The organism is Paraliobacillus salinarum (assembly GCF_014083865.1).
GTDB lineage: Bacteria > Bacillota > Bacilli > Bacillales > Amphibacillaceae > Paraliobacillus > Paraliobacillus salinarum.
Window position 1 is genome coordinate 226095 of sequence record NZ_JACEFA010000001.1, and the last position, 14284, is coordinate 240378.

Genomic DNA, 14284 nt, shown 5'->3' on the forward strand with positions numbered 1-14284 from the left:
AAAACAAACGCTTTACTCCTTTGAGTAAAGCGTTTGTTTAATGAATGTCGCGATATAGACCAATAACCTTACCTAAAATAGAAACATTTTGATAAATTAGTGGTTCCATTGTTGCATTTTCAGGTTGTAAGCGGATATGGTTATTTTCTTTAAAGAAGCGTTTTACTGTCGCTTCCTCTTCATCAGTCATTGCAACAACTATCTCACCATTTTGTGCGGTTTGTTGTTGCTTAACAATTACCATGTCCCCATCTAGTATACCTGCTTCTATCATACTTTCTCCTTCAATAACTAAAACAAATATAGATTGATCGGTAGCATCTCCGTGAGTTAATGATAGTGGTAGAGGTACATATTCCTCGATATTTTCAATTGCTGTAATAGGTAAACCAGCTGTTACCTTACCAATAACTGGTGCAAAAGTTGCTTCTCTTTTTAATATAGTTGATTGATCATCTTCTAAGCTAAGCACTTCGATTGCTCTTGGTTTTGTTGGATCTCTTCTTATATATCCTTTTTTTTCTAAGCGAGATAGATGTCCATGTACGGTCGAACTAGAAGCCAACCCCACAGCCTCTCCAATTTCTCTAACTGAAGGTGGATAGCCTTTATCTAAAACTTCTTCTTTTATAAAATCAAGAATTGCTTGTTGTCGTTTCGATATTTTTATCATAAACAATCACCTCCGTACATATTTTTTACTAGTGTTAGTATAGCATGCTAAAACAGAAAAGACAAACATAAGTTCGAGTAAAACGGTTGACAAGAACCTTTGTTCGTATATAATAATAGGTAGATGCGAACAAAGGTTCTTGAAAGTTAAAAATGGAGGAGTTTTAATATGTTTACTAAAATTTCAAAAGTAGATGCATTTTATTTTATTTTATTTATTTTTACGTTAGTATTTATGTATGTGGGATTAGTAACCAGTTAATTTAATATAGATAGAAGGTTTGAGTATGCAGGCAATCATTTATTGTAGAGTAAGTACAGAAAAAGAAGAACAGGCCTCTTCATTATCTAGGCAAAGACAGGAGTTAACACAACTAGCTCAAAACAAAGGAATAGATGTTGTTGCTATTATTGAAGATAAGCATAGTGGCTATGAGATTGAACGTGAGGGCATGTTGGATCTATTAGAAAGGTGTGCTTCAGGAGAAATTGACGCCATACTAATTCAAGATGAGACAAGACTTGGTAGAGGAAATACTAAAATTGCTTTGTTTCATCAGTTTGCAAAGCTAGGTGTTAAAATTTATTCATTATCTAACCAAGGTGAATTACAATTATCTGAAGCGGATAGTATGGTGTTACAGATTGTCGGGATTGTAGAAGAATATCAAAGAAAAATTCATAATATAAAGATAAAGCGCGGAATAAAACGAGCGATGGAAAACGGATATAAGCCAGAGAAAAACCTTGCTCATAAAGATCAAGCTCCGGGACGAGAACGAATAGCCTTTCCTATTGAAGAAGTGAAGAAGCTAAGAGAAAACAAATTAACATTTGCTGAAATTGCATCTACGCTGAGAGGATTAGGTTATGATGTTTCTAAAGCAACGGTACACCGAAGATACCAAGAGTATGTAACACTTGAAAAAGAAGGTACATTTCATATAAAATAAAAAGACAAGGTTCATGGATGATAGCCTTGTCTTTTTTAATTTTTAAATAAAGTAGGTGAGTCATCGTGTTATCAAAAGATAAGTTAAATCGAATCAATGAGTTAGCTAACAAATCGAAGCAACAAGAATTAACTGCAGAAGAGAAAAAAGAACAACAAGAACTAAGACAAGCGTATTTAAAGAATGTAAGGAAATCTTTTAAGAATCAATTTAAAGGTATGAAAATAGTTGATCCTAATGGGGAGGATGTTACACCCCAAAAAGTGAAAGATCTACAAGATAATGGGGATAAATCGTAATTTAACCCCTCAAAGACTTGTATAATATCCGTTTTCATTATAGGATAAAATAGGTACATAATTTTTAAATGTTGAAAGGAGTAACAAAGATGGCAAATCAAATTGAACAGCTTTCTATTAACACAGTAAGAACGCTTGCAATAGATGCAATCGAGCACGCAAATTCCGGACATCCGGGACTTCCAATGGGGGCAGCTCCAATGGCTTATACATTATGGACGGACTTTATGCATCATAATCCAAAGAATTCAAGCTGGTTTAATCGTGATCGTTTTGTTTTATCAGCTGGTCATGGCTCCATGTTATTATATTCTTTACTTCATTTATCCGGATATAAAGTTACGATTGATGATTTGAAAAATTTCAGACAGTGGGATTCTAAGACACCTGGTCACCCTGAGGTAACACATACTGACGGTGTTGAAGCTACTACTGGTCCACTTGGACAAGGGGTTGCAATGTCAGTAGGGATGGCAATGGCTGAAACTCATTTAGCAGCAAAATATAATAGAGACAAATATAATGTAGTTGATCATTATACATTTGCTTTAGTAAGTGATGGCGATTTAATGGAAGGTATCTCTCATGAGTCTGCTTCTTTAGCTGGTCATTTAGGATTAGGAAAATTGATTGCACTTTATGATTCAAATGATATTTCACTAGACGGTGAATTAAATCAAGCATTCTCTGAAAATGTGGAAGATCGTTTTAAAGCTTACGGTTGGCAAGTGATTCGCGTTGAAGATGGAAATGACGTAAAAGCTCTTCGTAATGCGATTGAGCAAGCAAAAGCAAATACAGATCAACCTACATTAATTGAAGTGAAAACAGTAATTGGTTATGGTTCTCCTAACAAATCAGCTTCATCTGCATCACACGGTGCACCATTAGGAAAAGATGAAATTAAATTAACAAAAGAATATTATGGTTGGGATCATGAAGACTTCCATGTTCCAGAAGAAGTTTATCAAGATTTCAATGAAAAGATTGTCCAAAAAGGCGAAAAGGCAGAGCAAGAGTGGAATAAGTTATTTGAAAGCTACCAATCTGCTTATCCTGAATTAGCAAAAGAATTAGACCTTGCAATTAAAGGTGAACTACCTGTAGATTGGGAAAAGGATTTACCGGTATTTGAACCTGAAAAAGATACTGTTGCAACACGTGCTTCCTCAGGTAAAGTATTAAATGGAGTAGCAAAAGCTGTACCATATTTCTTCGGCGGAAGTGCAGACTTAGCTGGCTCAAACAAAACAACGATCAATGATGAAAAAGATTTTTCTAAATTCGATTATTCTGGAAGAAACATTTGGTTTGGTGTGCGTGAGTTTGCTATGGCAGCTGCATTGAACGGAATGGCGCTTCACGGTGGTCTAAAAGTATTCGGTGGTACGTTCTTTGTATTCAGTGATTACTTACGTCCAGCTGTGCGCTTATCAGCAATTCAAGAATTACCTGTTACTTATGTATTAACACATGATTCGATTGCAGTTGGTGAAGATGGTCCAACACACGAACCAGTAGAACAATTAGCGGCATTCCGTGCAATGCCTAATTTATCTGTTATTCGTCCAGCAGATGGAAATGAAGTACAAGCTGCTTGGCGTTTAGCCCTAGAATCTAAGAAATTACCGACTATGCTAGTTTTAACTAGACAAAATCTTCCTACATTAGCAGGAACGAAAGAAAATGCATACGAAGGTGTTAAAAAAGGTGCATATGTCGTTAGCCCTGCACAAAAGGAAACACCAGATGCTTTACTACTTGCAACTGGATCAGAAGTTCAACTTGCTGTAAAAGCTCAAGTAGAATTGAAAGATAAAGGCTATGATGTAAGTGTAGTAAGCATTCCATCTTGGGATCGTTTTAAAGCACAAGATCAAGCATATCAAGATGCAGTATTGCCTCCAACCGTGAAGAAGCGTCTAGCTATTGAAATGGCTTCTCCATTTGGCTGGGAGCGTTTCACAGGTGACCAAGGAGACATTCTTGCTATCGATACATTCGGTGCATCAGCTAATGGTGATAAAATTATGGAAGAATACGGATTTACCGTAGAGAATGTTGTAGATCGTTTTGAGAAAATGATGAAGAGATAAATATGTAAAGCCTCCATATTACCGTATGGAGGCTTTATTTCGCATATGACAACATAAGTATAGTAAGCATGACAAAATAAATCTTTTTTCCCTTCAGAATATGACAGTATATGCAAAAAATATCGGGTATACTATGTCAAAAAGCGGAGGATGAGTCGATGCAAAAATATTATATGTTTTTTTTAGAACAAGAGGTACAAGCAAATTATTTCTATAAATCAGATATATTATGTCGTTTTTTTCATTCTTTTCTCACGCAACCTTATCGAAAGGATTTACAAGAACAATTTCGTTATATTACTCGATTAATAGAAATAGAAGATTTATTTCGTTTTATAGAAAATGAAGTTCCACACGAATCTTCAGAGTTATTAAGTGATTTTAAGATAAATAAAGCTGATTATGCTATTCCAAATCAAATAAAACAACGATGGGTAGAAGTTGAATTTGACTCATTACAACGTGCCTATATTCATTTTTTTCAATGGCTCGAACAATTTGATTCCTGTTGCTTTATAGTTGAGAAAAGTGGACATAATTATGGGTGGCTATCCCCGATAAAAAAACAAGCCTTGCTTTCTTAATTCAACTATTGTAATCTTGTTTATTGTCTACTATACTGTATGAGAGAGAATGTGAAGGAGGAAGTAACACATGTTAAGCACGATTTGGGTAGTTGTAATTGCAATTATTGCTTTACTTGCTGGTGTGGCTTTAGGATTCTTTATTGCTCGTAAATACATGATGAATTATCTTAAAAAGAACCCACCAATTAATGAACAAATGCTACGTACAATGATGATGCAGATGGGGCAAAAGCCATCACAGAAGAAAATTAATCAAATGATGCGTGCAATGAATAATCAAAATGACATGAAGTAAGATCATTATAGATAAACATTGCAATTTATAAATCCCTTGCGCCTATTGGTGACAAGGGATTTATAAATTGTACTATGTAATGTGAGAAAGGAATAGTTATTATGTTTTGGGTAATAGGTAGTACCATTGTAGGATTGTTTATGGCAACAACTATGATTGTAATTAGAGCCAAAGCTTCAAAGAAACCGACAAATGCTAAGCGTATTTTACTACCTCCATTTTTCATGAGCACAGGAGCACTAATGTTTTTATTCCCTCAATTTCGTGTTCCGTTATTAGAGGTGATAGTAGCTCTATTAGTTGGTATTTTATTCTCTATCTTTTTAATTAAATCTACGCATATGGAGGTAAAGAACGAAGAGATTTATCTTAAACCGTCTAAATATTTTATATTACTACTAGTAGTTCTACTAATTATAAGGTTATTGCTTAAATGGTTAGTAAGTGCTCAAATTTCTTTAGGTGAAACAAGTGGAATTTTCTTTTTATTAGCTTTTGGTATGATCATTACTTGGAGATTATCAATGTATTTTCAATATAAAAAACTTGTAAAAAGGCTTGAAAAATAATTTTTTTATAAAACGAACCTCTTTAATCAATTATTTTTTTCGTAAATTAGTACTAAAAATCTAAAATTTTGTAACTTTTCGGTAATAAATTTTAAATTGAACTAATATATATGTAAAGAGTATGTTATAATTGTCAAGTAATGGCAGGTTATAACGGATTGTGAGATAAGGAGGACGGTTGGTATGAAGGAAATTGGAAAAAATGTTTTAGATTTCGATACAGTTTGCGCTACCTTTCATATTGATAAACTTCCTGATTCAATCTCCCTAACACAATTACCCCATGACATTATCGATTGGATTGAATTAAATGGTTTTGACTTTTATATGCTATGCACACCTTCAGGTAGAATAGAATCTGTATCATCATCTATCGAAAAAAATCTCAGCTATTTGCCAGGTGATTTAATTGGTAAATCAATAATTGACTTTTTCCCACCAAATCATAAAAGACTAGTTATTCGGGATTTTAATCAAGAAACCAGTAATATTCAAAAATTTACCGTTAGTATGCGAAACAATAATGAAAATTATATTTGGTTTGATTTGTCTGTTGCTTCTATTTATATATCTAGCACTAAGGAAATAATGAATTTCATATTAGCTAAGGATATCACTGATAAAAAAGAAGCAGAGGAAATGCTAATTCGATCTGAAAAAATGTCAGTAGCTGGACAACTCGCCGCTGGTGTAGCGCATGAAATTAGAAATCCATTAACATCATTAAAAGGATTTATTCAATTACTACAAGCAGGCATTGAAAGAAAAGAAGCTTACTATTCTATTATGGTGGATGAAATAGAGAAAATTGATACAATTACTTCAGAGCTTCTTTTTATCTCCAAACCAATGACAGACAATAAAAAACTAGAAGCCATTACGCCTATGCTACATGAAGTTGTTACGTTGTTAAATACGCAAGCAAAAAGAAAAAATATTGAAATAGAGCTTATTGTTACAAAAGAACTTGCGATATTATGCGATCGATCCCAAATAAAACAAGTATTTATTAATCTAATTAAAAATGCCATTGAAGCCATGTCTAAGGACGGATCAATTATAATTGAAGTGCTATCAAGTGAAGAACATTGCTATATTAAAATCATTGATCAAGGACCAGGAATACCAAGACATTTAATACATAAAATAAATGAACCTTTCTTTACTACAAAAAAAGATGGAACAGGTCTTGGACTAATGATTTCGAATAAAATTATAAAAAATCATGAAGGTACGATAGATATTCAAACCATTAAAGGCAATGGAAGCGTCTTTTCAATATGTCTGCCATTACCTAATCAAAATTGAACGATAAACAAGGGAAACATTTACTCATGTGAATGTTTCCCTTGTTTATCGTTACATATCATGTTTACTATGGTTTTTTTGTTTACTGTGGTTTTTATTTTTAACTTTTTTAGAACCACTTAAAGGTTGATTTGGTTTTTTATTATTATCCTGCTTCGTCATAAAAAATACTCCTTTCTGCTTCATAATCTTTCATCATTATGGACTAGTATGAGTAAATAAATTGTATTTATACTATCTGACTTTCCAATGAAAAGAATACTGAAATATTTTACTTATTTGCAGATTTCCTATAAAATAAACAAGTACATACGTATATTAGGATTTTGTAAAAGCATTTGGCTTACGTAGTACTACAAAAGGGGGCGTAAATACATGACAGAAAATTTAGATAACTTAAATGTTAAAAAACAATTTGATTTAAACGGACAGACGTATCATTTCTATCAATTAAAGGCATTAGAGGAAGCGGGATTAGGTAAGGTAGAGCGACTACCATTTACTATTCGCGTTTTATTAGAGTCGTTAATTCGTCAATTTGATGGACATGTGATAAAAACGTCTCATGTAAAAGGATTAGCATCATGGGGGAAAGTAGATAAAACAGATGTTCCTTTTAAACCATCACGAGTAATATTACAAGACTTCACAGGAGTTCCAGCTGTAGTCGATCTAGCTTCATTAAGAAAAGCAATGGTTGATATGGGTGGATCACCTGATAAAATCAATCCTGAAGTTCCCGTCGATTTAGTTATTGATCACTCTGTTCAGGTTGATGAATATGGAACAAGACAAGCGCTACTTGCAAACATGGAGCTTGAATTCGAGCGTAATGCAGAGCGTTATGAATTTTTAAACTGGGCACAAAAAGCATTTGAAAATTACCGTGCTGTACCGCCAGCAACTGGTATCGTTCACCAAGTTAACTTAGAATATATTGCAAATGTTGTTCATGCTAACGAAAATAATGATGGTGAATTAGAAGCGTACCCAGATACATTAGTTGGTACTGATTCACATACAACGATGATTAATGGTCTTGGCGTTCTTGGCTGGGGTGTTGGAGGTATTGAAGCGGAAGCTGGCATGCTAGGACAACCATCTTATTTCCCTGCACCAGAGGTAATTGGTGTCAAATTCACAGGCAGCTTCCCAAATGGTACAACAGCAACTGATTTGGCGTTGAAAGTTACTCAAGTTTTAAGAGAAAAGAAAGTGGTTGGCAAATTTGTTGAGTATTTCGGCCCTGGTTTAAAAGACATGCCATTGGCTGATCGTGCAACGATTTCTAATATGGCTCCAGAATATGGTGCGACATGTGGTTTCTTCCCAGTAGATGAAGAAGCATTAAATTACTTGCGTCTGACTGGAAGAGATGAAGATCACATTGCCTTAGTTGAGAAATATTGTAAAGAAAATAATTTGTGGTATTCATCAGAACAAGCTGATCCTGACTATACAGATGTTGTAGAGATTAATCTTTCTGAATTAGAACCAAACTTGTCTGGTCCTAAGCGTCCGCAAGATTTAATTCCTCTATCTCAGATGAAAAAATCTTTTGAAAATGCAGTAACAGCACCAGCAGGGAACCAAGGCTTTGGTTTGGATAAATCGGAATTCGATAAAAAAGTTGATATTGAACTTGCTAATGGTGAAAAAGCTACAATGCAAACTGGGTCTCTTGCTATTGCGGCAATTACATCCTGTACGAATACATCCAATCCTTATGTTATGCTAGGTGCAGGTCTACTTGCTAAAAAAGCCGTAGAAAAAGGCTTAACAGTTCCTGCATATGTAAAGACTTCACTCGCTCCAGGCTCTAAAGTAGTAACACGCTATTTAGAGGATGCTGGACTTATGCCATATTTAGACAAGCTAGGATTTAATCTTGTTGGTTATGGTTGTACAACATGTATTGGTAATTCTGGTCCATTATTACCGGAAATCGAACAAGCGATTGCAGATAATGATTTAACTGTATCCTCTGTACTTTCTGGGAACCGAAATTTTGAAGGACGAATTCACCCACTTGTTAAAGCAAATTACTTAGCATCACCACCATTAGTAGTAGCTTATGCTTTAGCAGGAACCGTTGACATTGATATTAAGGATGAACCTTTAGGGCAAGACTCAAACGGACAACCGGTATATTTTAATGATTTATGGCCTTCTATTGATGAAATTCGGTCAGAAGTAGAAAAAGTTGTAACACCAGAAATCTTTAAGAAAGAATACGAAAATGTCTTTAATGCCAATGAAAAGTGGAATGCAATTGAAACAACAGATGAGCCATTATATGCATGGAATGATCAATCAACATATATTCAAAATCCGCCATTTTTCGAAGGGTTGTCTAAAGACCCAAGTAAAGTGAAGGATTTAACTAATTTACGTGCAATTGGTTTATTTGGAGATTCAGTTACTACAGATCATATTTCACCAGCGGGTGCGATTGCAAAAGATATGCCAGCAGGACAATATTTACAAGAAAAAGGCGTTACACCACGCCACTTTAACTCTTATGGTTCTCGTCGTGGAAATCATGAAGTGATGATGAGAGGTACTTTTGGAAATATTCGTATTAAAAACAAATTAGCTCCAGGAACAGAAGGCGGTTATACAACTTACTGGCCTACAGATGAAGTGATGCCTATTTATGATGCAGCAATGAAATATCAACAAGATAATACAGGATTAGTTGTCATTGCAGGTAATGATTATGGTATGGGAAGCTCACGTGACTGGGCTGCCAAAGGTACAAGTCTGCTTGGAATACAAACAGTCATTGCAGCAAGCTATGAGCGAATCCACCGAAGCAACCTTGTAATGATGGGTGTATTACCATTACAATTTAAAGATAGTGAATCTGCTGAAACACTAGGCTTAACAGGAACTGAAACATTTGATGTTGCTATAGATGAATCCATTCAACCGAATCAAACAGTTAAAGTTACTGCAACAAAGCAGAACGGAGAGAAATTAACATTTGATGCAATTGCTCGCTTCGATAGTGAAGTGGAGATTGATTATTATCGACATGGTGGTATACTTCAAATGGTTTTAAGAAATAAACTAGAAGCATAACTAACATAGAGCCAATTAGTGTTCATTCCTAATTGGCTCTATTTTTTATTTTTGATCAATGTATAATGTAGCATGCATTTTTGCATCTATTCGCTCTTCTATTTCATTTAGTTTTTTTAGATCATTCAAAATCTCCTTTCGATTTAAATCCACTAATGATTCAAAGTCTACGTTTGTTCGTCTTCTTAGCATATATAACCCTCCAATATATAGTAAATAACATTACTATCTTTTCCATTTTTCTGATAATTATAATTACTTTTTGATGAATAAAAATGAAAGCAAGAATCACACTATAATGGAGAAGGAGGGAATTCAGTTGAGTAATCCAAAGAAAAATAGTGAACAATTTAGACCTGATGTGTTAGGAACACAGCCGAGGAAAGCAAAGGCGAATAAAGCTAAACAGATGGGATTAAAGGAAGAACATGCACCTGATTTAGTTGATCAAAAAGGAAAGTAAGGAGAGATGTAAATGACCGAACATAAACCAAATCCAGATAATCGTGAAGATAATGTTGAAAAGCTACAGGAAATGGTGCAAAATACGATTTCTAATATAGAAGCTTCTCATGAGACAATGCAATTTGCTAATGAGAAAGAAAAGCAGTTAATCAAAGATAAAAATAAACGCAGGGAAGCATCAATTGAAAGTATGCGTGCTGAAATAAAAGATGAATATAAAAATAACCCGCATTAAAGAAGCTAGGACAAAACTTAAAAATGATTCTAAAAATACGAATCTTGATTCTACAAAAAGAATCAAGATTCGTATTTTTATTTGAAGTAACCATTTAGCTGTGGAAATCCACGACACTCCTCGAAAATAAAAAGCAATTTTCTTCGTGCGATGCATCGCTTACGAAGCGTTCCTTGTCCAGCAGGAACAGCACGAGGTGAAGATCCACTCCGTAAAGCGGTTTTTGCTTTACGGAGTTAGCTGAAGCCGTGCCTGCGGAAAGGGAGTGTATTTCCATAGCCATTTTTTCTAATTTTACAGTAACACGATATTAAAATTAGAAAGCATCTTAATCAACGAATAGATAAAGATATGATAGAATGGACAAAGTGAAGGGAGCGGTTCCTATGACTAACCTATTAGAAAAACATAATGTAAATGAAACGTTAATTAATGATTGGAATACAATTGGAAAAAGACCTCCATTAAGCGAAATTGATATTCTAAGAATTTTAAATGAAGTGAATACACAAGATATACCGCTGCAGAACAATACACTTGCTACGCTATATACTATGTTGGCCTTCCATCGTCTTAAACGTCATACAGAAGAAGATGAATTGATTGACTTTATTTTAGATAAAGCGCGTATGCATGATTCCACCATTGAGGTGTATCAATCTATTAAGGAATTAAAGTCCTATTTTCAATTTTACTTACAATTAAAACAGTTAAATTTAGATACATGGTCACTTAGAGAAACCGATTTTGATCCAGCCAAGCTGAAAAAAATGCAGGAATGGCATGATTGGTTAGATGATCTACAAATGGATATGGTAGATCTGTCTATACAAAATAAAGAGCTAAACAATATGTATGAAGAGATTCAACAAAAAATTATCGATTTCAAAACAGAGATAGAAAGCTCAATAGATATGCTACAAAACAAGCGTAATGGTATTCCTGTCTCACGCTTAAATCAATATGCTAAAGATTTACTTCATTTGCAGAATGAATTGTATCAATCGATCCCTTCTATTTTGCAATCAAACGAACACAAAACAGCTTTAGATAAATTAAATGAAATGATTGGTTTAGATGAAGTGAAAGGTTATATCGAAAAATATTATCACTATCTTAAATACCAAAAGGATAGAAAAAAATTAGGCTTTCATATGGTTGATGAGCAAGGATTACATATGGTTATTACAGGTAATCCTGGTACTGGTAAAACATCAATTGCAAGGCTGTTAGCAGAGTTATATTATGAGTTAGGGCTATTAGAATCAAAAGAAGTTACTGAAGTGAATCGTTCTCACCTTGTTGGTTCTTACGTTGGCCAAAGTGAAGAAAACACAATTAACTATATCAAAAAATCGTTAGGTGGCATTCTTTTTATTGATGAAGCTTATAGTCTTAAGAGACAAGACCAGCAAGGCAGTGATTATGGTCAGGCAGTAATTGATACACTAGTTTCTGCTATGACGAGTAAAGAATATGGTGACAGATTTGTTGTTATATTAGCTGGTTATCCAGAAGAAATGCGTCAATTTTTATGGTCGAATCCAGGCTTAAGAAGTAGGTTCCCAGATCAGAATTTTATTACGCTTCCTGATTTTGAAATGGAAGAATTAAAACACATTGCTGAGAATACTGCATTAAGCAATGACTATTTTTTTACGGAAGAGGCATTGAAACGTTTAGAAACATTAATTGATCAAGCAAAAGTTGATGATACGTTTGGAAACGCTAGGACGGTCCGTGATATTGTTTTAAAAGCAATATTTAATAAAGGTGCCGCAGAAACTGTCGGTGATAATAATAATTGGCTAGATCATATGCGAATCGATCAACAAGATTTAGATCTAATCAGCAATAAGCAAGACTCAACAGACCCAATGCAATCACTTGATAATTTAATTGGCTTAGCTAATATTAAAGAAGAAGTGAAGAAGCTTTCATCTTTTGTAAGAATACAACAAAAACGCAAGCAGCTCGGTTATCCGTCCGTCCCTATTCAGTTACACGCTGTATTTTCTGGTAATCCTGGTACTGGTAAAACAACAGTAGCAAAAATTTATTCCAATTTACTAAAGGAATGTGGCTTATTAAAGCGCGGGCACTTCGTTATCGCGTCAAGAAGTGATCTAGTTGCTGGTTATGTGGGTCAAACAGCGATCAAAACAAAACAGAAGATACGTGAAGCTCTGGGCGGTGTATTATTTATTGATGAAGCATACTCTCTATTTAGAGGAAAAAATGATTTCGGCAAAGAGGCGATTGATACATTAGTTGACGAAATGACAAAGCATAATGAGAATTTAGTTGTCATCTTAGCTGGTTATCAAAGGGAAATGGAGCAATTTATAGATAGTAATCCAGGTCTAGCTTCTCGTTTTAAAAAGTATTTTCATTTTCAGGATTATAACGTAGATGAATTAATCGAAATTGTACATTACCATGTCAATAGATATCAATACGAATTAGCTAGCGGCGCAGAGGGTTTTTTACAAGAGCAATTTAGAAACAATCAAATAAACGGAAATGCGCGGTTTATCGTTAATTTAATTGATGAAGCAATTCAGTTTCAATCCTTACGAATGGACCTGGAACGTGATGATGAGGAGTCATTTGTTTTATTAACAAAAGCTGACGTAGAAAAAGCTTGGGATACAGTGAAAGGAAGAGACTAATTATGAAAGTAACAACTCCAATACAAGTGCGTTATCAAGAGACAGATCAGATGGGTGTTGTCTATCACGCTAACTATCTAGTCTGGTTTGAGATAGGTAGAACAGCATTTGTTGAAGCACTTGGTTTTGAATATGCAGTGATGGAGGAGCAAGGGGTTGTTTCTCCAGTCATTGATGCGCATGTATATTTTAATCAGCCAATTCGTTATGGTCAAAAAGCATATGTTCATACATTTCTAGATTCATATGATGGTATTCGCACAACATATCGATATGAAGTGACTGACGAAGATGGGAATATTGCTGTTTCTGGTACAACAAAGCACGTTATTGTGAAAAAAGAGAATTTTAAACCAACATCATTGAGAAGAAAATTCCCAGAATGGCATCAAGCATACTTACAAGCGTTGGAGGGAAAGTAAATGGCGTTCGGTTTGAAAAGAGCTGAATTAATTGAATGGAAAAGAAATGTGGAGAATGGCAGAATAGCCTTTTTAACGCATTACTGGTTGGATGAGCGCTTTCCTGGTTGTAATACGGTCACAAAAGTAGGGTGTAATAATTTAAACACACTGATTAAGTGGGGAGAGAAGCATCAACTATCACCAAACTGGATACATCAAGATGAAAAGTATCCGCATTTTGATTTATTTGGATCAAAACAAAAAGAAATTCTTGTGAAAGAAGGACAACAGCAGCAATTAGATCGGTTTGGATTGTAGAAAGGTGTTTGTTACTTCACAAGAAATCATTCGTTTTTTATATAACAAAAAAGGTACAGTCGATGACGCTGTACCTTTTATTGTATAAACTTTATTTTTTCTTCTCTGGAACAGGGTCATAGCCACCGGGATGAAATGGTTGACACTTGGCTATGCGTTTAACCATTAAGTATCCACCTTTAAATGCGCCGAATCGCTTTACTGCATCTAGACTATATTGCGAACATGTTGGATAAAACCTACATGTGGGCGGCTTAATCGGACTAATAACTTTTTGATAAAAACGGATAATTCCAATAAAAATATGTTTCACAGGATCACTTCATT

Annotated in this window: 17 protein-coding genes; 13 read left to right on the forward strand and 4 right to left on the reverse strand. The window is 34.5% G+C overall.

Annotated elements, in window-relative coordinates:
* Positions 1 to 37 precede the first annotated feature (37 nt).
* Entirely contained in the window at positions 38 to 673 is a 636-nt protein-coding gene (lexA, locus tag HP569_RS01140; RefSeq protein WP_182199239.1) for a transcriptional repressor LexA, read from the reverse strand.
* Positions 674 to 959: 286 nt separating this feature from the next.
* Here lexA and HP569_RS01145 point away from each other — a divergent pair, with 286 nt between their 5' ends.
* The 7 genes from HP569_RS01145 to HP569_RS01175 all read left to right on the forward strand — a co-directional run bounded on the left by HP569_RS01145 (position 960) and on the right by HP569_RS01175 (position 6779).
* Entirely contained in the window at positions 960 to 1625 is a 666-nt protein-coding gene (locus HP569_RS01145) for a YneB family resolvase-like protein (RefSeq protein ID WP_182199240.1), read from the forward strand.
* A 65-nt stretch (positions 1626 to 1690) separates the two neighbouring features.
* On the forward strand, positions 1691 to 1924 hold the full coding sequence (locus HP569_RS01150; protein WP_182199241.1) for a DUF896 domain-containing protein: 234 nt from the start codon (positions 1691 to 1693) through the stop codon (positions 1922 to 1924).
* A gap of 89 nt (positions 1925 to 2013) precedes the next feature.
* Positions 2014 to 4020, forward strand: a complete 2007-nt coding sequence (gene tkt, locus HP569_RS01155) for a transketolase (protein ID WP_182199242.1) — start codon at positions 2014 to 2016, stop codon at positions 4018 to 4020.
* Between the two features lie 158 nt (positions 4021 to 4178).
* Complete coding sequence (sirA, locus tag HP569_RS01160) at positions 4179 to 4604, forward strand: sporulation inhibitor of replication protein SirA (RefSeq protein ID WP_182199243.1); 426 nt, start codon at positions 4179 to 4181, stop codon at positions 4602 to 4604.
* Positions 4605 to 4674: 70 nt separating this feature from the next.
* On the forward strand, positions 4675 to 4902 hold the full coding sequence (locus tag HP569_RS01165; RefSeq protein ID WP_182199244.1) for a YneF family protein: 228 nt from the start codon (positions 4675 to 4677) through the stop codon (positions 4900 to 4902).
* Between the two features lie 101 nt (positions 4903 to 5003).
* The gene (locus HP569_RS01170) at positions 5004 to 5471 is read left to right on the forward strand and encodes a CcdC family protein (RefSeq protein ID WP_182199245.1); all 468 of its coding nucleotides are present in this window, start codon (positions 5004 to 5006) and stop codon (positions 5469 to 5471) included.
* 183 nt (positions 5472 to 5654) lie between these two features.
* Positions 5655 to 6779 (forward strand): ATP-binding protein, encoded by a 1125-nt coding sequence (locus tag HP569_RS01175; protein WP_182199246.1) that lies wholly within the window; start codon positions 5655 to 5657, stop codon positions 6777 to 6779.
* A 51-nt stretch (positions 6780 to 6830) separates the two neighbouring features.
* On the opposite strand, the gene HP569_RS01180 is transcribed toward HP569_RS01175, so the two are convergent.
* Positions 6831 to 6941, reverse strand: a complete 111-nt coding sequence (locus HP569_RS01180; protein ID WP_182199247.1) for a small acid-soluble spore protein P — start codon at positions 6939 to 6941, stop codon at positions 6831 to 6833.
* 213 nt (positions 6942 to 7154) lie between these two features.
* Between HP569_RS01180 and acnA the strand changes: the two genes are divergently transcribed.
* On the forward strand, positions 7155 to 9863 hold the full coding sequence (gene acnA / locus HP569_RS01185) for an aconitate hydratase AcnA (protein ID WP_182199248.1): 2709 nt from the start codon (positions 7155 to 7157) through the stop codon (positions 9861 to 9863).
* Positions 9864 to 9908: 45 nt separating this feature from the next.
* On the opposite strand, the gene HP569_RS01190 is transcribed toward acnA, so the two are convergent.
* Complete coding sequence (locus HP569_RS01190; protein ID WP_182199249.1) at positions 9909 to 10055, reverse strand: FbpB family small basic protein; 147 nt, start codon at positions 10053 to 10055, stop codon at positions 9909 to 9911.
* Between the two features lie 127 nt (positions 10056 to 10182).
* Between HP569_RS01190 and sspN the strand changes: the two genes are divergently transcribed.
* From sspN to HP569_RS01215, 5 genes are all read left to right on the forward strand, one after another.
* Positions 10183 to 10326: a small acid-soluble spore protein N gene (gene sspN, locus HP569_RS01195; protein WP_182199250.1), complete on the forward strand. Its 144-nt coding sequence runs from the start codon at positions 10183 to 10185 to the stop codon at positions 10324 to 10326.
* Between the two features lie 12 nt (positions 10327 to 10338).
* Entirely contained in the window at positions 10339 to 10563 is a 225-nt protein-coding gene (gene tlp / locus HP569_RS01200; RefSeq protein ID WP_182199251.1) for a small acid-soluble spore protein Tlp, read from the forward strand.
* Between the two features lie 386 nt (positions 10564 to 10949).
* Positions 10950 to 13235, forward strand: a complete 2286-nt coding sequence (locus HP569_RS01205) for an AAA family ATPase (RefSeq protein ID WP_182199252.1) — start codon at positions 10950 to 10952, stop codon at positions 13233 to 13235.
* Positions 13235 to 13657: an acyl-CoA thioesterase gene (locus HP569_RS01210; protein WP_182199617.1), complete on the forward strand. Its 423-nt coding sequence runs from the start codon at positions 13235 to 13237 to the stop codon at positions 13655 to 13657. The genes HP569_RS01205 and HP569_RS01210 overlap by 1 nt, the downstream gene beginning before the upstream one ends.
* Positions 13658 to 13957: a hypothetical protein gene (locus HP569_RS01215; RefSeq protein ID WP_182199253.1), complete on the forward strand. Its 300-nt coding sequence runs from the start codon at positions 13658 to 13660 to the stop codon at positions 13955 to 13957.
* A gap of 91 nt (positions 13958 to 14048) precedes the next feature.
* On the opposite strand, the gene yidD is transcribed toward HP569_RS01215, so the two are convergent.
* Positions 14049 to 14270: a membrane protein insertion efficiency factor YidD gene (gene yidD / locus HP569_RS01220; RefSeq protein ID WP_182199254.1), complete on the reverse strand. Its 222-nt coding sequence runs from the start codon at positions 14268 to 14270 to the stop codon at positions 14049 to 14051.
* Between the last annotated feature and the right edge of the window lie 14 nt (positions 14271 to 14284).

Excerpts from the sequence above, each read along its gene's own strand:
- HP569_RS01215 (WP_182199253.1), top strand. The coding sequence starts at position 13,658 with ATGGCGTTCGGTTTGAAAAGAGCTGAATTAATTGAATGGAAAAGAAAT.
- HP569_RS01165 (WP_182199244.1), top strand. The coding sequence starts at position 4,675 with ATGTTAAGCACGATTTGGGTAGTTGTAATTGCAATTATTGCTTTACTT.
- HP569_RS01175 (WP_182199246.1), top strand. The coding sequence starts at position 5,655 with ATGAAGGAAATTGGAAAAAATGTTTTAGATTTCGATACAGTTTGCGCT.
- HP569_RS01205 (WP_182199252.1), top strand. The coding sequence starts at position 10,950 with ATGACTAACCTATTAGAAAAACATAATGTAAATGAAACGTTAATTAAT.
- HP569_RS01145 (WP_182199240.1), top strand. The coding sequence starts at position 960 with ATGCAGGCAATCATTTATTGTAGAGTAAGTACAGAAAAAGAAGAACAG.
- lexA (WP_182199239.1), bottom strand. The coding sequence starts at position 673 with ATGATAAAAATATCGAAACGACAACAAGCAATTCTTGATTTTATAAAA.
- acnA (WP_182199248.1), top strand. The coding sequence starts at position 7,155 with ATGACAGAAAATTTAGATAACTTAAATGTTAAAAAACAATTTGATTTA.
- sirA (WP_182199243.1), top strand. The coding sequence starts at position 4,179 with ATGCAAAAATATTATATGTTTTTTTTAGAACAAGAGGTACAAGCAAAT.
- tlp (WP_182199251.1), top strand. The coding sequence starts at position 10,339 with ATGACCGAACATAAACCAAATCCAGATAATCGTGAAGATAATGTTGAA.
- HP569_RS01170 (WP_182199245.1), top strand. The coding sequence starts at position 5,004 with ATGTTTTGGGTAATAGGTAGTACCATTGTAGGATTGTTTATGGCAACA.
- tkt (WP_182199242.1), top strand. The coding sequence starts at position 2,014 with ATGGCAAATCAAATTGAACAGCTTTCTATTAACACAGTAAGAACGCTT.
- HP569_RS01180 (WP_182199247.1), bottom strand. The coding sequence starts at position 6,941 with ATGACGAAGCAGGATAATAATAAAAAACCAAATCAACCTTTAAGTGGT.
- HP569_RS01190 (WP_182199249.1), bottom strand. The coding sequence starts at position 10,055 with ATGCTAAGAAGACGAACAAACGTAGACTTTGAATCATTAGTGGATTTA.